This window comes from Shewanella aegiceratis (assembly GCF_019457495.1).
Classification (GTDB): domain Bacteria; phylum Pseudomonadota; class Gammaproteobacteria; order Enterobacterales; family Shewanellaceae; genus Shewanella; species Shewanella loihica.
On sequence record NZ_CP080416.1, the window covers coordinates 3,271,301 to 3,289,606 of the forward strand.

The following is an 18,306-nucleotide window of genomic DNA, read 5'->3' on the forward strand; positions in this document are numbered from 1 at the left end:
GAGCAAGCTAACAATTCGCCAAACTTTTGTTCAACTTTCGCGCGAAGGCCTTTTTAGCCTGAAATACCGCGACAGCCATGGGATATACGCGCAAGAGAACACTCAATTAACTCATTTAATATCAGATAGTTAAAAACGAACTCTTCGCCATCAAACCACCAGGCTCAGTTTTATTCATATTTTTTCATAACTTGTCACCCTTGGTTCATGCCAGGCAGCACCCCCATTCACATCCCTCCTCTACCATGCAGCCATGGACAAAGATCAACTAAGAGAGTCTGTCATGCCATCACACCCAATAAGCGAAACACGAGATCAGGATAAATCCAAAGAGCTCAGAGCCCTCGGCTTCATCATAGTGCTGCTCTTCCCGATGCTGACCGTCACAGGCATCAGCGCCTATGGCTTCATCATCTGGATGATCCAGGCCTTTGGCGGCGTCGTCGCCCATTAACCCATTACCAACTTGAGAAAGGATGTTGCTATGAAGTGGTTTATCACCCTTTGGCGTACCCTCAACAAACCCGCCAAAACCCTCACCCTTGGCGCCATTAGCCTGTCAGCCTTCCTGATGGGCATCATCTTTTGGGGTGGCTTCAACACTGCCCTGGAGGCGACCAACACAGAAGCCTTCTGCATCAGCTGCCACAGCATGGAGAGTAAACCCTACCAGGAGCTGCAAAGCACAGTGCATTGGTCGAATCACTCAGGTGTGCGCGCCACCTGCCCCGACTGTCACGTGCCCCACAACTGGAGCCGTAAGATAGGCCGCAAGATAGAAGCCTCCCACGACATGTGGGGCTGGCTGCTGCAAACCGTCAACACAGAAGAGAAATTCGAGACCAAGCGTCTGGAGATGGCGAGCCGCGAATGGAAACGTTTCGATCGCGACAACTCACTCGCCTGTAAGAACTGCCATAACTATGATTCGATGAAGTGGGACGAGATGTCCAAGCTGGCCCAGAAGCAGATGAAACGCGCCGCCGAGCTGGATCAGAGCTGCATCGACTGCCACAAGGGGATCGCCCACAAGCTGCCGGACATGGGCACCTCACGCGCTCCTGAACTGATCGCCCAGGTGGGTTCTGGCGAGAGCAGCCTGGCTATCGGCGAAAGCTACTTCAGCGCCCTGACCAAGCCGCTGTTCTTCAACGAGAAGACAGACGTCGAGGCGGGCACACTCAACATCGCCACTAAGGTGAAGGTGCTTGAGGTCAAGGGTCAACGCGCCAAGGTAGGTATCGATGGCTGGCGTAAGAAGATAGGCGCAGGCCGGGTGATCTATTTCGATTTCGGCATGAACATCCTCTCGGCCCAGCTCTCTAAAGATGCCGCCTTGGAGCCTGGCGTGATGCAAGTGTTCGAAGAGCAGCAGGATCCGCTCACCGGCCTGATCTGGCAGCGCGTCGAGGCGCAGATCTGGGTGGATGGTGACTATCTGGTGAAAGACCTGCAGCCACTCTGGGATTACGCCCGCGACACCTATTCGAGTAGCTGTAGCGTCTGTCATACCCAGCCCGATGAGGCCCATTTCGACGCCAACACCTGGCCTGGCATGTTTCAGGGAATGATCGCCTTCGTCAACATGGATCAGGACACCCAGGCACTGGTGCAGAAATACCTGCAAGAACATTCATCGACTTTTGCCACCTCAGCGCACCAATAGGATAGCATCATGAACAGAAGAGATTTCCTAAAAGGCCTCGCCGCCAGCTCCTATGTCACCCTAAGCGGCTCATCGCTGTTGGCGCCGCTCAACGCCCTGGCCAGCACGGGCACGGATGAGGTGTGGAAAACCACCGGCTCCCACTTCGGCGCCTTTAAGATGACTCGCAAAAACGGCGTCATCGATAAGGTGATCCCCTTCGACCTAGATAAATACCCCACCGATATGATCAATGGGGTCAAAGGACTGGTCTATAACCCGTCCCGCGTGCGCTACCCTATGGTGCGCCTCGACTTCCTGCTCAAGGGACACAAGAGCAATACCCTGGAACGCGGTGATTACCGTTTCGTGCGCGTCACCTGGGACAAGGCCCTGTCGCTGTTTAAGGACTCACTCGATGAGATCCAGACCAAGTATGGCCCCTCGGGGCTGCATGCGGGCCAGACCGGCTGGCGCGCCACGGGTCAGCTGCACTCCTCCACCAGCCATATGCAGCGCGCGGTAGGAATGCACGGTAACTTCGTCAAGAAGGTCGGCGACTACTCCACCGGCGCCGGACAGACGATTCTTCCTTACGTTCTCGGCTCCACCGAGGTCTACGCCCAGGGGACGTCCTGGCCACTGATCCTTGAACACAGCGACACCATAGTACTCTGGTCAAACGACCCCTATAAAAACCTGCAGGTGGGCTGGAACGCCGAGACTCACGAGTCTTACGCCTATCTGGCAGAGCTGAAAGAAAAAGTGGCCCAGGGCAAGATCCGGGTGATCAGCATAGATCCCGTGGTCACCAAGACCCAGAAATACCTGGGCTGCGAGCAGCTCTACATCAACCCACAGACAGACGTGGCCCTGATGCTGGGTATCGCCCACGAGATGGTGAGCCAGAATCTGCACGATAAGGCCTTCATCGACGGCTACAGCCTCGGCTTCGACGAGTTCCTGCCCTACCTGCTTGGGGAGAAAGATGGCGTGGCCAAAACCCCTGAGTGGGCTAGCCAGATCACAGGCGTGAGTGTCGAGATCATCAAAGATCTGGCCAAGGTGATGACTAAGGGACGCACCCAACTCATGATGGGCTGGTGTATTCAACGCCAGCAGCATGGCGAGCAGCCCTACTGGATGGCGGCGGTGCTGGCCACCATGATAGGCCAAATCGGCCTGCCGGGCGGCGGCATCAGCTATGGCCACCACTACTCCAGCATAGGTGTGCCATCGTCGGGTGCGGCGGCGCCGGGCGCCTTTCCGCGTAACCTGGATGAGGGCCAGAAGCCTCTGTTTGACAGCACAGACTTCAAGGGCGCCAGCAGCACCATCCCGGTGGCGCGCTGGATAGATGCCATACTGGAGCCGGGCAAGACCATAGATGCCAACGGCAGCAAGGTCACCTACCCCGACATCAAGATGATGGTGTTCTCGGGCAACAACCCCTGGAACCATCACCAGGACAGAAACAAGATGAAGCGCGCCTTCCACAAGCTGGAATGTGTGGTCACCATAGACGTGAACTGGACGGCTACTTGTCGCTTCTCAGACATAGTGCTGCCGGCCTGTACCACCTTCGAGCGCAACGACATAGACGTCTACGGCAGCTATGCCAACCGCGGCGTGTTGGCGATGCAGAAGATGGTCGAGCCCCTGTACGAGAGTCTGTCGGACTTTGAAATCTTCACCCGCTTCGCGGCGCTCATGGGTAAAGAGAAGCAATATACCCGCGGCCTGACCGAGATGGACTGGCTGAGAAAGCTCTACGACGAGTGTAAGGCCGCCAACGCAGGTAAGTTCGAGATGCCTGATTTCGACACCTTCTGGCAGCAGGGCTATGTGCACTTCGGTGAAGGAGAGAATTGGACACGCCACAGCGATTTTAGGGATGATCCCGAGATCAACCCACTGGGCACGCCATCAGGCCTTATCGAGATCTTTAGCCGCAAGATCGCCCAGTTTAACTACGACGATTGCCCCGGCCATCCGACTTGGATGGAGAAGAGCGAGCGCAGCCACGGCGGCCCAGGCTCAGACAAGTACCCCATCTGGATGCAGTCTTGTCACCCGGATCAGCGTCTGCACTCCCAGATGTGTGAATCCCAGGAGTACCGCGAGACCTATACCGTACAGGGACGCGAGCCTGTCTACCTCAACCCGCTCGACGCTAAGGCCCGCGGCATCAAGGATGGCGATCTGGTGCGCGTGTTCAACGACAGGGGCCAGCTACTGGCGGGCGCCCGGGTATCGAACCGCTTCCCTCAAGGCGTGATCCGTATCCACGAGGGTGCCTGGTATGGCCCAGTGGGCAAGGATGGTAGCAAGCAAGGCGGCAACGAGATAGGCGCCCTGTGCAGCTACGGCGACCCCAACACCCTGACTCAGGATATCGGCAGCTCTAAGCTGGCACAGGCCTGCGCCGCCTACACCTGTCTGGTGGAGTTCGAGAAGTTCAGCGGTAAGGTCCCAGAAGTCAGCGCCTTCAGCGGCCCCATAGAGATCAGCCGCTAAAGTAAGCTAGCGGTCAAAGGAGATTTAAGATGAATAAGCCATCGATTTATCAAACACCAGCCAACCAGGCGCGAGCCAGGGTCTACCGCCTGCTGTCGGATCTGTTTGCCAAAGAGATAGATCATCAGCGCCTACAGAGCCTGCAAAGCGCCGACGCGCAGGCCTTCTTTGACCTGCTGGCTGGGGAATCCAGGCTGGCGCCTGAGGTGAACACCATCCAGGAGGTGTTGGCGGGGCTGGGCGACGAGCCCTCCCTGCTGAATCTGGCCGCGGATTATTGCGGCCTCTTCCTGGTCGGCGGCAAGCAGAGCGCCAATCCCTATGCGGGCCTCTATCTGACGCCTGACGGCGATGAGGAGCAGCCGCTGCTCTTCGGCTCTCAGCATCAGGAGATGCTTGCCCTGCTCAAGCAGAGCAAGCTGGGAGTGCAGAGCGATTTTCCCGAGCCGGCCGATCATATCTCAGTGATCTTGGCCTATGTCGCTCAGCAGGCCAGCAGCCTGGATGATAAGGCGCAGCAGCGCTTTATCGCTAAATATCTTGATGCCTGGCTAACCGAGTTTGCCAAGCGCGTGAGTGACAGAGACCCAGGCCGCTTCTATCAGGCCCTCGCCAGGCTCACCCAAATCTGGGTCAGCCTAGATTGTGAAGCACTTAGACAGTGAGGCGCTTGGCGCCTGATATCAGAGCTGCTAGCGTCTGCCACCCTGACCGCGCCGCTTGGCGCGGCGTTTCTGCGCCGCCTTGCCATTGCGACGGGGATTGGGATCAGCCTTGGTGAGATCCGGCTCGAAACCGGGCAACCATTGCTGAGGCAGACGCTTATCCAGCAGTGCCTCTATCTCCTCCAGCAGCAAGGCATCCTCTTCGCAGTAGAGGGTCACCGCGACCCCCTGCTTACCCGCACGGCCCGTGCGACCGATGCGATGTACATAATCCTGGGCCACATAGGGCAGCTCATAGTTAACCACATAGTCCAGAGACTCGATATCTATCCCCCGCGCCGCCACATCCGTGGCCACCAGCACCTTGATCTCTCCGCGGCGGAAATCGGCCAGCACTTGCTCACGCGCGCCCTGGCCCAGATCCCCATGAAACGCCTTGGCGGCTATGCCTTGCTCACATAGGCGGGCGGCCAGCTTGTCGGCGGCCACCTTCTTACGGCTAAACACCAATACCCGCTGCCAATCCCCCTTGTTGATCAGATGAGACAGGAGGGCAAACTTGCGCTCGCTATCCACCGCATAGACCTTCTGCTCGACATCCTGGCTGGCGCTGTTCTGCGGGCTGACGGCGATGCGTTTGGGCTGCTTTAACCAGCGATGGCTCAGTGCAAGCACCTTGTCATCCAGGGTCGCGGAAAACAGCAGGGTCTGACGCTCGCTCGGCAACAGCGCCATCAGCTCGGTAATCTCATCGGCAAAGCCCATGTCCAACATGCGATCGGCCTCATCGAACACCAGGTGTGCCACGCCATCTAGCTTGGCGGCGCCGCGTCTGTGCAGATCCAGCAGGCGACCCGGGGTCGCGACGATCAGGTCGACGCCTGCGGCGAGCTGCTGGCACTGGGCCTCTATGCTGACGCCGCCATACACCAGTCCCGCCGACAGCGAGGTAAAACGGGCGAGATCGGAGATCCCCTGATGAACCTGCAGCGCCAGTTCGCGGGTGGGCACCAGCACCAGGGCTCTGGGCTGTTTATCTGACCCTTCAGCCTGCGCAAGGCCCATCAGCTTAGCCAGGATAGGCAGGGCGAAGGCGGCTGTCTTGCCTGTGCCCGTCTGGGCCGAGGCCATGAGATCGACGCCGCTCAGCACCAGGGGGATCGCCTCGGCCTGGATCTGAGTCGCCTCGCTAAAAGCCAAGGCTTCCAGCACCTGTTGCAGCGGCTGAGGCAGAGACAATTGAGAAAATAACATAGGTGAAGATCCCGCTTTAGTTGCTGTTGTGAGCAGATGGTTAACAATGGGGCGCAAGTGTAGCAGATTTCGCCCATGGCTCTAGCAGATTCAGGCGCCTAATGCGCCGCTTTGTTAACTCCGCTATTGCATTGATGCCAGCTGCACTATTGCGTTGATGCTAGCTGCACTATTGCGTTAATGCTAGCTGTGCCTCGAAGGCGGCGACCGAGTCACGCCACAGCTGCCTGAGCCCGCAAATATCAGTCGCCTGCAGCTCGCTTTTTTCCAGCTGTTGGCAGCGCCTTGTTAGCCTAACCATGCCCATGTTGGCGCTGCTGCCCTTGAGACCGTGGAGTAGCTTACGACACACCTCATTCTTACCATCATCTGCCTGTTTGGCTTTCTGTTCAGCTTTCTGTTCAGGCGTGGATTCGACAAGCTGCTCCAACTTGGTCAGCTGCGCCTCGCTGGAGGACAGATAGAGGCTCAGCATCTGCGCCATGGCCGCCTCGCCGAGACAGTCGAGATCCCCCTGAAACTGGGCCTTATCCAACAGAGGAGCATCCAGCAGAGGGGCATTCAGCAGAGGGGCATTCAGCAGAGGATCATTCTTTTCTATAGCCTCCGCCGACGTTTCACCAGATTCGACTAATACTACTGCTTCGGCCTCTTGTGTTTCTTCGGCCTCTTCGCTTCCTTTGGCGACAGGAGCCGATACTTTGGACGCCCGCCCTAGCCAGCACATCAGGGCCTGCATGTTGAGCGGCTTGGCCAAGATCTCATCGAATCCTACCTCACGATAGACTTCGAGATCTTGTGGCTGCAACTGGGCGGTGAAGGCGGCAAACAGCACATCACTCGCGGCGCGCTCACGGAGCTGACTCAGGAGATCTATGCCAGAGCCATCGCTGAGCTGAATATCCAGCATCACGGCATCAAAACCCGCGTCTTTATCCTCGAAAACCGCCATGGCCTCGGCGCAGCTTGGCGCCAAAACCGCCTCGTGGCCAAGGTGCGCCAGGAAGCCCTGGGCCACCATGGCATTGACCTGATTATCCTCCACCACCAGCACTCTTTTTGGTGCGACCTGCGGGATGATATCGGTAGCGCTTAACACGGGCGCCTCACAAGCCTCCGAGGGCAGGCTAAAGCCGAAGGTACTGCCCTTGTTCACCTCGGTCTCGACCCAGAGCCCCTCATCGCCGGCCCCCATCAGGGTGACCAGCTCCTTGCTGATGGCCAGTCCTAGGCCCGTGCCACGGCTGCGTCCCTGATTGGGCTGGGCGCTATAGGCGATAAACAGTCGCGCCTTGGCGTCCTCGGGGATCCCAAGGCCAGTATCGCTCACGGTAAACTTAAGGCGCGCCCCTGCTTGGCTCACCCGCAGACAGATCTCCCCCGTCGGGGTAAATTTGATGGCATTGCCCAGCAGATTAAACAGCACCTGGCGCAGCTTTGGGCCATCGATATTGATCCACTCGGGGAGGCGGTCTCGCTCCAGACGCAGCGACAGGCCGGCGTTGCCCGCCCCGGCGAGCATGATGGAGACCACCTCGTCGAGCAGTTCGTTGATGGCAACCGGGCGCGGCTCATTGCTCAGCTTGCCCTGCTCCAGGCGGGAGAAATCTAAGATGTCGTTCAGCACAGTCTGCAGCAGGGCGCCGCTGTACTGGGACAGGGCCAGCATCTGCTTCTGGGCCGTGGGCAGCTCAGATTCCCCCAGCAGAGTCAGGGTGCCGAGCAGGCCGTTGAGGGGGGTGCGGATCTCATGGCTCATGGTCGCCAGGAAGAGGGACTTGGCCTTGTCGGCCGCCTCGGCCATCTGTCTCGCCTGGGCATGGCCCTGCACCTCGGCATCGAGACGGCGATTGGCCTGGGCCAGCTCCTGGGTACGCTCTTGCACCGTCGTCTCCAGCGATGCCTTGTGGGCCGACAACTCGGAGGCCGTCTCCTGCAGCTCAGATTGCAGACGCTGATTGTGATCTGTCTTCTGCTTGAAGGCATCGATGGCCGAGGCCATGGCAGTCAGCTCATCGTCGCCATGGGGGTCCAGCGCCACCTGAGTATCCCCTCGGCTCAGCCGTGACAGGGCGTCGGTCGCCTCGTGTAGTCTAAGTGCGATCCCCTTGTAGATCACCCGGTATACCACCAGCAGAATCAACACCAGCATCAATAACCCCGTGCCCCAGAGTCCCGCCTTGGCCCAGAAGAGCTGGCGAAGAAAATCCCCCCTGGCCTGCTCCGCCTGGCTTTGCTGGGCCGTCATGGCCGCATCGACCTGGGTGTTGAGCTGGCTCAGCTTGTCACTCAGTGTCTGAAGCTGCGCCGTCTGGGAAGCGAGCACCCCGGCATAGCGGCGCTGCAGCGTGAGTTTATCGCCGACGCCGCGCAGTATCGCCAGCTCATGGGCCAGCTCTGTGGCCCGCACAGGGTCACGCACCACGCCCTTGAGCAGCTCGAGCGGCATAAGATTAGGTTGATTGATGCCGAGGATAACATCGCTGGTGGCGCTGGCGAGCTCATTGCCAGGCATGCCGCCCCGGGCCTCAGTTGGCTGCAATCGATACTCGCCGCCCTGCTCGGTCAGCACCCGCGACATGCTGACCAGCACCTTGCTCAGCCCCAGATGTTGCTCGGGCGATTGCAGCAGCTGGCCCACCAGCGCCAGGTGATGAATGAGGGCCAGGGCGCGATTGAGACGCGCCTGAATATCGAGATCCTTCTCTATGATGGTATCGAGCAGATAGCCGCTCTGGGCTGTGCCGGCAACCTCGGGATAGGCTAGGCTCAGCTTGGCCAACACGGCGGAATCGACGACAGCCAGCTCGGCCTCCAGCAGCTCGATAGCCCGTCCGGAGGCATCCACCAGAGCCTGACCATCGCCCCTGAGTTGCTTGGCGAGGGCCAGACGCTCGCCCACTTGATGGCCTAGCTGAGTCAAGTCGTGGATGATCTCGGCCGCCCTGGGGCCTAGTTGGCTGTCGCCCTGAAGGTTAAGCGACTTGAGGCGGGCGATGGCGCCGAGCAGGTTGCTGCTCTCGATGGATAGCTTGCGCCCGAGAAAGGCGCGCTCCGCCTCCTCCTGGGCCCGCTCTAAGGCCTGGGCGTTTTCCTGCAGGGCGCTGACCGACTGCATCAACTGGCGCGCGGCTTCCGAGGCGGGCAGCGCCTCCTCATAGAGGTATTTGTCGGCGGCCTTCACCCAGTAGAGGGATACGCTGCCCAGGCTCACCAGCATGAGCAGGAGCAGCGCCAGCAGGCTAAAGGCCAGCATGAGACGGCCGACTAAACTTTTCCCCGAGAGTGATAAAGCGCCCACATGGCTCCCGTTTAACTGTTACAATGAATCAATGACATGCGTCTGGTTACATTATACTGAGTGCCCTGTGGTGAAGCATAATAAATCTCCCTTTTTCCGCGCCTTTTCCCTCTGGGCTTGCCTCCATGGGCTGGCAATCGCCGCCAGTTTTTCGATATCGGTGACGGCCAATGCAGTTGAGACCTGGTCACTGGAGCAGCGCACCCCCTATAACGCCAAGCTCCAGCAGGTGGAGTCGCTCACCTATCGCCCCCTGAGTGTGGCGAAACGGCCCTGGCGACTCTGCGCCCTGGTGCCCCACCTCAAAGACGCCTACTGGATTGGCATAGACTATGGCCTGGTGACCCGGGCGCAAACGTTGGGAGTCGCCCTGGAGCTGTTTGAGGCCGGCAGTTACTATGGCAAGGCGAAGCAGCTCGAGCAGCTAGAACACTGCATGAAATCCGATTTCGACGCCATCTTACTGGGCACTGTGGACCCTGAGCTACTGAAACAGTATCAGGGACAGATAGGCAAGCCCATGCTGGCCCTAGTCAACCGCCTCGACAGCCCCCTGGTGAGCACCCGCATAGGCGTCAACTGGTATCAGATGGGCTGGCATGCCGGCGATTATATTCACCGCACCACAGCAAAACCGCCGGCCAAGGCTAATACCGACAAGACTAACACCGGCCAGGCTGTGCAACTGGCACTGCTGCTCGGCCCAGAGAAACTCGGGGGCAGCACCTGGGTCGAGCAAGGGATCATGGCGGCGCTTAAGGGCAGCAGTGTGACCATCTCTTCCAACCGCCACGCCGATAACAATCGCGATCTCTATCGGGATCAGCTACATCATCTGCTCAAGGATCACAGGCCAGACTATATACTGGGCAGCGCCGTGGCCATCGAGGCCGCCATCGGCGCCCTGGCGCAACAGGACACAGCTCAAGGCATAGCCTTGGTGAGCAGCTATCTCTCACCCGCCACCCTGCGTGGGCTTTACCGCCATAGGGTCGCCTTTAGTAGCGACGATCAGGTGGTGCTGCAGGGGAAATTAGCGATAGATGTGGTGGTGCGGGAACTTGAGGGCGCAGCCCCCTTTGGCGATATAGGCCCCAAGATAAAGGGGCTTACTCCAGACAATATTCAGATGAAGCAGCTGACCGACAGCCTGGCGCCGGCGGACTTTTACCCCATCTACCGGGTCGAGACGCCGAAGGCGACTCCTCAACCCTAGTCTTATACCCTAATCTTCTACTTTTGCGGAGAACAGATAGCCCTCGCCGTGGACGGTAACGAAGAGTTCCGCATGTAGCTTGTTACGCAGACGGCGGATGATCACATCTATGGTTCTGTCGTTGACATCCTGATTACGGTGGCTGGTCAGCTGCATCAGGCGTTCACGGCTCAGCACCTGCTGTGGGTGCAGCACGAAGGCGCTAAGCAGCTCAAACTCCGCCTTGGTGAGTTTGATCACCGACTCGCCCTGAGAGAGCCTGCGGCTGTTGAGGGCCAGGCTGTAATCTTCAAATTCGATGAGATCGTCACAGCGCTCCAGCTCGGCAATCGCCTGCTGCTGCGCCTTCTTCACTAAAGAGATACGCCAGAGCAAGTTCTTCACCCGCACCAGAAGTTCACGCAGCTCAAACGGCTTAGTCACATAATCGTCTGCGCCCATCTCCAGGCCGATGATCTTATCGATCGCCTCGTCGCGCCCGGTCACGAGTATGATGCCTACCTCGGATCGGCTGCGCAGTTCGCGGGTCAGGCTGAGGCCATCGACGCCGGGCAGGTTGATATCCAACATCACGAGATCGATATGCTGCTGACTAAACTGCTGCCACATCTCTTCACCGTCGGCGGCTTCGAGCACCCGATAACCCTCTTTCTCGAAATAGCCCTTCAGGCGAGCACGGATCACCGCCTCATCATCGACCACAAGCACACAAGGTTGTAATGAAGTTAGGGCCATGACCCCGCTCCCAGACGCGTTAAATAAAGGTTAAGGCTATTATTCACAATTTTTCATAATTGCATATCAGCTTTATCTCAATTATGAGATCTGGCGCGGTTTTTAGCCGCCATAGCGTCCCTGCTATTAAGGCCTATGCTACCTATCAGATCTCACGCTCAATGCAAATAGATTTTGGCACAAGTCACTAAAGCTAAATATAAATCAAGATTTTTACACCCGGGTCATGTTAGCTTATGCTTACCTTATTAACATTACGCTCACACTTGAGGCTAGGACAGGTTATGAATGAACGGCGGCAATTTTCGCGCATCTTCTTCGATGTCGATGCGACGCTCACCCAAGAGGATAAGGTGTGGTCGACCAAGCTGCACGATCTTAGCCTGAATGGTGCCCTGGTCGAGCTGCCCCAAGAGTTCGCGCCAAATCCGGCGCCAATACTCCTGAGTTTCACCCTGGAAGGCTCGGATGTCGAGGTCACCATGGAGACCCAGGTGATCCACCGTCAAGATGGCCAACTCGGCCTCGAATGCCTGCATATCGATATCGACAGCATCAGCCACTTGAGGCGCATGCTCGAGCTCAACACAGGCGATGCCTCTCTGCTCGACCGTGAACTCAAGATGTTTATCGAGGTACATGATCAGGGCTGATGCGCTCTCCTGACAGCCATGAGCTTAGCTTGAGCGCACTTAGCCAATCGCACTTAACTTGAACGCACCAGGCTTCAATGAATGCAACGCAAAGGGGACCTAGGGTCCTCTTTTCGATCTGGCGCAACTTGCCTTCGCTCTAACCATTGGGCTAGCTGCTAACCCTGGCACTACCCGATGCGGGCGCCATGAGTTAACTCTCTATGCTCTCCTGTCAATGGGCCGCAAGCTCGCCTCCCCCACAACCACCGAATAACTCACTATGTCACCCGCTTAAGCACTTCCTTAACTCTCTTTATAACTCTCTTAGTAACTCGCTTAACCACTCATTTAAAAACGCGCGTTAAGGCTCGCCAAAGCACAGCTAAAAGCCTCCCTAAACGCTCGGCGTGAATCAAACCAACATATTCGAATATCGAATAGTTATTAGTTATTAACTATCAGGTTTTGAGCCTATTCTAGACCCATAGGCAAGACCTAGCCGAGAAACCAACCCATTTTAGGTTCAACCAAACGAGGCACTCATCATGAAAAAATCAATCGTCGCAGCCAGCATCGTCGCGCTTATGACAATCGGTGCAGTACAAACCGCTTCAGCTTGCTCTAGCGTTTCAGCCACCACAGACTATGGCACGCTAGTCGCCCGCTCACTAGACTGGGATGTTCACGTGGAAGCTCGCGCCAAGATCATTCCAGCTGGTGTAGAAATCAGCTCCAAGGCGCCTAGCTACAAGACTCAGGCCACTTGGACCACCAAGTACAAGTCAATGTCACTGTCTGACAACCCTATCTTCCATGGCACTGCCTACGATGCCATCAACGATCAAGGCCTGTCGGTACATGGCCAGTATCAGGAAGCCAGCAAGCCGTTCCTGACAATGCACAAAGACAATGATAATGGTGCCCCAGCGGTCAACAACGGCCTGCTCGCCACCTACATCACCTCAAACTACAAAACCGTTGCCGAAGCTATCGACGGCCTGGAAAAAGGCGAATGGCAGCCAGCCTTCTCGGATCCTATGATGGACATGGAACATCTGGTACCCGGTCACTTCAACCTGCGCGATAACGAAGGCAACGTGGCCCTCATCCAGCTCAACGCAGGTGGTAAGCTGAAGGTATGGCGTGGTAGCACCAACGATGAACTGCGCTTCGTCACCAACGAGCCCCTGTTCCAGGATCACCTGGAGTTCTCTAAGACGATCGACCGCAGTGCGCTGGGCACTAAACTCCCTGCAGATTACTCGCCACTGTCACGTTATGTGCGCGGCCTGCACCATGCAGAAAGCCAGGACTTTAAAAACATGACCTATCAGCAGACTATGGCGGCGCAGCTACTGGCCTTCCACAGCGCGGTAGCCATCCCACAATCAGTCCAGGCACCTTTCGTCGATGGTCCTAAGATTGCGGAAGAAGGCGGCGTGTTCCCAACCTTCTTCACCGTACAGTACAACCTGAAGAACGGCGACACCGTCTACTCAGACCTGTATGAAGGCCATCAGATTAAGTTCAACTTCGCAGAGGTTAGCGTTGGCAAAGAGCCGGTCTGTGCAAACCTCTCAGTCGATGCTCACGAAGGTCGCGCCGCACCAACCTTTGGCAAGTGTAGCTAACAGACCCTAAGCGCAAAAAAGCCTCCGATATCGGAGGCTTTTTTTATCTAAACGGATCCGTTTTTTAATCTGGGCCGTTAGCTTAATCCCTTACCTGAAAGGCATCATGGTAACTCACCTCGCCCTGAGGCCATTCGCCGCGCAGTTTACATGCGAGAAAATAAGCCTCGGGCACGCCGGGCAGAATAAGCCCTGCCTTGGGGGCAAAGCCGAAACGCTGATAAAACTCAGGCTCGCCCAGTAACACGCAGCCATGGGCACTTGCGTTATCGAGCGCCTCCTGCGCGGCGCCCATCAAGGCGCTACCGATCCCCTCTCCCTGACGCTCGGGCAATACCGAGATGGGGCCGAGTCCATACCAGTCTTGGCTCCCATCGAAGATGGTTACCCTGGACAGGGCGACATGCCCCACTATCTTTCCCTGCACCTCGGCCACTAACGATATCGCCAGCGCACCTGCATCTCTCAGGGCGTTAACGATAAGATGCTCGGTATGGTCTGTGTGGGGCGCCTCGAGAAAGGCGGCCTTGGTGATCTCTTCTATAGCGGCGATATCACCGGGTGCTTCGCTACGTATATGCATGGGTTTCCTCTCGCTGTCCGTTCACCTTAACAGATCAGCTCTAGTAGCTCGTGTATCGTCTTGATGGGGTTGATCTTGGCGCCCAGACCTTCCATCGATTTATGATAGTTGCGAAACGGAATGAAGATCTCGGTGAAGCCATGCTGCACCGCCTCCTTCACCCTGGGCACGCCGCTGTCGATGGGGCGCACATCGCCGTTAAGACTCAGCTCACCCATAATGCAGGTGGTGCGCGGCACCACGAACTCGTTGAGGCTGCTCAGCAGCGCAGCCACCAGCGCCAGGTCGATACAGGTCTCAGACTCGTCTATCTTGAGCCCGCCCACCAGATTGAAATAGGTGTCGTGATAGATCTTGGTGCGGGTATGTTTACGTAAAATCCCGGTCAACATCTTGATACGGTTCATGTTCAGGCCAACACAGACTCGCTGGGGAAACTCCCCCTCAGCCTCAGTGGTCAGGCACTGGATCTCCAGCAACAGGTTGCGATTGCCCTTGCGGATACAGGTGATGGCTGCCCCGGGGGACTCGGTAGTCGAGCCCGAGAGGAAGATCTCGCTGGGGTTATCGACGCTTAACATGCCCCGCTCCGTCATCCTGAAGATGCCTACGGTATCCACGTCGCCGAAACGGTTCTTGTTGGCCCTCAGGGTGCGCACCTGGCCATCGTTACACTCGAGATGCGTCAGGCAATCGACGATGTGGATCAGGGTCTGCGGGCCTGCCGTCTCGTTGTTCTTGTTCACGTGGGCGACCAAGAACATGGTGACATTGTTCTGCTTACAGTATTGGGTCAGCGCCTGGGCACTGCCCTTGACCTGAGATGGCGAGCCGGGACTGCCGTTGGCCAGATCCGTCACCACGGCCTGAATCGAGTCGATCACCGCAAACTTGACCTGCTTGGCCTCCAGCTCGGCGATGATCGCCTCCACATTGGTCTCGGCCATCAGGTAGAGGTTTTCCTCGTTGCAGTCCAGCCTGAGGCGATTGACCCGGTTCTTAAACTGCGACAGCGACTCCTCGGCGGTACAGTAGAGCGAGGGCATCAGCTGGGACATGCGCGACACCAGATCCGACAATATGGTCGTCTTACCGGCGCCGGGATCCCCCGAGATGATGTTGACCGAGCCCGTGGTGAGCCCGCCGCACAGCACCCGGTCCAGCTCACCAATGCCGGTAAGCAGCTTCTTGGCCTCGAACTCCTCCACCTCGCTAAGCTTCTTCGAACCGCCACCGACGGCCCCCGCATAACCGGCCACGGAGCCGGCGCTTGACTTAGCCGGTGCCAGCCTCACCTCAGAGATGGTGTTCCACTCGCCGCAGGCATTACACTGCCCCTGCCAGCGGGGAAAGTCCTGACCACATTCGCTGCACACATATGCTGTTTTATTCTTCGCCATAGCTTAACTGTTTGTCATCTCATCAATGTCCGGACTCTGCTGCATCTGCACGCGCAGACCAGAAAGGCCCTTTTCCATGCAGGCATTCTACATGAGTATCTTGAGCGGCTGTAGTGTGCATACGCCAATCCGCGTTATCGCTCTGCAGTAAAATGATTCCCACAAGGGAGCTAAAATGCCTTACACTGGCGTTAGAGCTTTCAACCAAAGTGTCCGCCGCAGCGTTAGCAAATTGTGCTGAATAAACAAAAGGCTATCAAGTTTTTACCTAAGCTGCCGACACATGAAGATAAGCCGCGCCATCCACTATGAGTCGAAAAGATATTATCCATGAGTCTAGAGCAACATAAGGCATTGATCGAACAGTTAAAACCCCTGCTGATGGAGACCAACTTCCAGGAGCTGTTTGAACATCTGACCTCAGGCGAGTCTAATTCGACCCGTTTTCTGCTCAAGATGGAGCTCAACCGCCTCTCCTCTCCCTGTACCCGGGTTATCGATCTCAGGGACAGATCCGAACTGCCCTGCGCCCCCTTTAACAGCGGCGCCCAGACTCACTTTATCGATACCCCGGCGAAAGAGAACTTTATTCAGGCCCTGGCCCTGTATCAGGGACAGTACACCCTTGGGGTATACGAGCAGGTGGTCGAGGGGCATAAGCTGCGCCGGCAACGCGCGCGCGAAGGCGATCAAGGGGCCGACACTGCCCTCACCCCCTATGTGGCCAGCGGCGCCATCTTAGGCAGCTACTTCAATCGCTCCGAAGAGCGGATGAACTATGCGATCCGCATCGGCGTGCTGCAGCCGGGACGCAGCGAGGTAAAAGGGATCACGGTCGACCTCTCGGTCGGCGGCGCCCGCATTCGCCTGCCAGTCGATCACGGCCTCAATCCTGAACAGCCGCTTATCGTCAAGCTACTGGAGCTGAGCGCCGAATACTATTTCGATGACCTACAGAAAGGGGTGGAGTATCAGGTGGTCGATGTCGAGAGTAATCACGAGTTCAGCTGGATGCGTCTCAAGCGTGTCGGCGGCAGCGACGCCCTGTCGGACATGCTGGCCAACCTAATCCAGGGCTACAAGTTTCGCTACAAGGTGGATATCAACGACATACTGGTCGCCGCCACAGGACTGGGCTTCGAGCGTCACTATCTGCCCCATCTGCCCCACCTACCGCTATATGTGGAGCTTAAGGATAGTCAGCATCGCATCACCCACAAGCTGCTGAGCCGCGACAACCAGAAGCTGCAGCAGTATTTTGTCGACGAGAAGTCGGTCAGCCAGCTCGGCGGCATGTTGACCCATGAGCGGTTACAGGCGCTGTTTAATGCACCTCAAGACCCAGATCACAACCTGTTTTTCTGTTTTACCTTTCAGGCACAGGGGGCGATCTTCTTCTATTCCGCCAGCCTGGCCGAGCTAAAACAGAGCGATCTGCTCGGTCTCTTCCTGCGCTTTGGTGCTACTAAGGCCAGTTGGCGCATCTTCAAGCTGGCCTGTCATGAGATAGACCATGAGATCTCCTATAAATCCAGTATTTTACCCGGTGACTCCAGCTATTACGCCTCGCTGACCGAGGCCCAGCTCAAGTGCTTCACCCATGTGCTGCAGCTGATCGATCTCACCAACGAGGAGGTGCTGCCGCAATATGAGGCCTGGGATGCCAAAGGCCATCAGGCCAACGAGCTGAAACGCTTCGGACAGGAGAAGCTGCTGGAAGATCAGATCAAGCTGTTGTCGCTGCAATTTACCGAGCGACGTAACGAGGCGCGCTTCTCCTTCAAGACGCTGGTCACCGTCAGCCAGGGCAAGCAGACTCACCACGGTTTCACCTTAGATATCTCGGGCAAGGGGCTGCAGGTTACCCTGGATGAGCCGGCCAACTTCGATACCACGGCCCCTGTGATGGTCGCCTTTCCCAAGCTGCAACATCTGGCGGGTAAGACGCGGCTGGCGCAGCTGCCCTATCGACTGATCCGCACCCGCAAGAACGGCGTCACCATACACCTCGCCGCCATGGTCGGCCACACGCCCCATGTCGGCGTCGCCTTCCTCAGCCGCCTCATCGAGGCCAACCGTGACAAGCTGAGAAAGCTGACCGAGGCCAACAGCGACATGAAGGAGCTCTCGGACGGGCTGAAGAACCTGCTGATGCGTGAGCTGGCCTCCGTCCCTTACTTCATCGAGAAGACGGCAAAGTCGGCCAAACTCAGCGTATTAGGGGTGAGTAAACATTCCAACGCCATCGCCGACCTCTTCGCGGCGGCCACCCAGGAGGCATTGAAATATGACCTCAGTGCTCTGCTGGACAAGGGGCGCCTCAAAGAGGATTTCATCACCCCTATCCGTCAGATGAAGCCGCAACACGGACTCGAGTTTTTCGAGACCTATGTACAGATCTCCCGCCAGTCTCAGGGACGCATCAAGATAAAATGCGTGCCGCCAAGGGAGATTGGCGATCAACAGGCCCAGCTACACTTCATCAGACAGAGCCAGAACCTGGGACGCTTCATGGCGCTTCGCGTCTACCGCGGCGCCGCCGGTAAGCCGGATATCAATTATATCAAGCGCGAGCTGGAATATATTGGCCTACATGCCCAGCACAAGGCCAAGAAGCTGGAGCAGCTGATGTGGCACATCATAGGGGTTGGTGAGCTGCTGGACATCACGGACGAGGTGATGCTGCGCTATCCAGAGCTGCTTGAGCCGCAAAAAGAGTAACAG

At 57.3% G+C, this 18,306-nt stretch carries 13 protein-coding genes; 8 read left to right on the forward strand and 5 right to left on the reverse strand.

Annotated elements, in window-relative coordinates:
* The first annotated feature begins 283 nt into the window (after positions 1-283).
* Genes torE through torD form a run of 4 tightly spaced genes read left to right on the forward strand, consistent with a single transcriptional unit; the run spans position 284 to position 4,827 of the window.
* Entirely contained in the window at positions 284-454 is a 171-nt protein-coding gene (gene torE / locus K0H80_RS14280; protein ID WP_220043056.1) for a trimethylamine N-oxide reductase system protein TorE, read from the forward strand.
* A gap of 30 nt (positions 455-484) precedes the next feature.
* Positions 485-1,666, forward strand: coding sequence for a pentaheme c-type cytochrome TorC (gene torC, locus K0H80_RS14285; protein ID WP_220072012.1), 1,182 nt, complete (start codon positions 485-487; stop codon positions 1,664-1,666).
* 9 nt (positions 1,667-1,675) lie between these two features.
* Complete coding sequence (torA, locus tag K0H80_RS14290) at positions 1,676-4,162, forward strand: trimethylamine-N-oxide reductase TorA (RefSeq protein ID WP_220072013.1); 2,487 nt, start codon at positions 1,676-1,678, stop codon at positions 4,160-4,162.
* Positions 4,163-4,191: 29 nt separating this feature from the next.
* Positions 4,192-4,827: a molecular chaperone TorD gene (gene torD, locus K0H80_RS14295; protein WP_220072014.1), complete on the forward strand. Its 636-nt coding sequence runs from the start codon at positions 4,192-4,194 to the stop codon at positions 4,825-4,827.
* A gap of 27 nt (positions 4,828-4,854) precedes the next feature.
* Here torD and K0H80_RS14300 read toward each other — a convergent pair whose 3' ends face one another.
* Together K0H80_RS14300 and torS are read right to left on the reverse strand one after the other, a co-directional pair.
* A complete protein-coding gene (locus K0H80_RS14300) occupies positions 4,855-6,081 on the reverse strand; it encodes a DEAD/DEAH box helicase (protein WP_220072015.1) in 1,227 nt (408 codons plus the stop codon).
* Positions 6,082-6,250: 169 nt separating this feature from the next.
* Positions 6,251-9,382 (reverse strand): TMAO reductase system sensor histidine kinase/response regulator TorS, encoded by a 3,132-nt coding sequence (torS, locus tag K0H80_RS14305; RefSeq protein ID WP_220072016.1) that lies wholly within the window; start codon positions 9,380-9,382, stop codon positions 6,251-6,253.
* Positions 9,383-9,449: 67 nt separating this feature from the next.
* Here torS and torT point away from each other — a divergent pair, with 67 nt between their 5' ends.
* The gene (gene torT / locus K0H80_RS14310; RefSeq protein WP_220072017.1) at positions 9,450-10,598 is read left to right on the forward strand and encodes a TMAO reductase system periplasmic protein TorT; all 1,149 of its coding nucleotides are present in this window, start codon (positions 9,450-9,452) and stop codon (positions 10,596-10,598) included.
* 9 nt (positions 10,599-10,607) lie between these two features.
* Here torT and torR read toward each other — a convergent pair whose 3' ends face one another.
* Positions 10,608-11,333 (reverse strand): two-component system response regulator TorR, encoded by a 726-nt coding sequence (gene torR, locus K0H80_RS14315; protein ID WP_220072018.1) that lies wholly within the window; start codon positions 11,331-11,333, stop codon positions 10,608-10,610.
* A gap of 284 nt (positions 11,334-11,617) precedes the next feature.
* On the opposite strand from torR, the gene K0H80_RS14320 reads away from it, so the two are divergent.
* Positions 11,618-11,986, forward strand: coding sequence for a PilZ domain-containing protein (locus tag K0H80_RS14320; protein ID WP_220072019.1), 369 nt, complete (start codon positions 11,618-11,620; stop codon positions 11,984-11,986).
* A gap of 527 nt (positions 11,987-12,513) precedes the next feature.
* On the forward strand, positions 12,514-13,599 hold the full coding sequence (locus tag K0H80_RS14325) for a linear amide C-N hydrolase (RefSeq protein WP_220072020.1): 1,086 nt from the start codon (positions 12,514-12,516) through the stop codon (positions 13,597-13,599).
* Positions 13,600-13,681: 82 nt separating this feature from the next.
* Here the strand turns inward: K0H80_RS14325 and K0H80_RS14330 are convergent, their stop codons facing one another.
* Positions 13,682-14,182, reverse strand: coding sequence for a GNAT family N-acetyltransferase (locus K0H80_RS14330; protein ID WP_220072021.1), 501 nt, complete (start codon positions 14,180-14,182; stop codon positions 13,682-13,684).
* A 26-nt stretch (positions 14,183-14,208) separates the two neighbouring features.
* Entirely contained in the window at positions 14,209-15,582 is a 1,374-nt protein-coding gene (radA, locus tag K0H80_RS14335; protein ID WP_011866604.1) for a DNA repair protein RadA, read from the reverse strand.
* A 330-nt stretch (positions 15,583-15,912) separates the two neighbouring features.
* Here radA and K0H80_RS14340 point away from each other — a divergent pair, with 330 nt between their 5' ends.
* On the forward strand, positions 15,913-18,303 hold the full coding sequence (locus K0H80_RS14340; RefSeq protein WP_220072022.1) for a PilZ domain-containing protein: 2,391 nt from the start codon (positions 15,913-15,915) through the stop codon (positions 18,301-18,303).
* Positions 18,304-18,306: the final 3 nt, after the last annotated feature.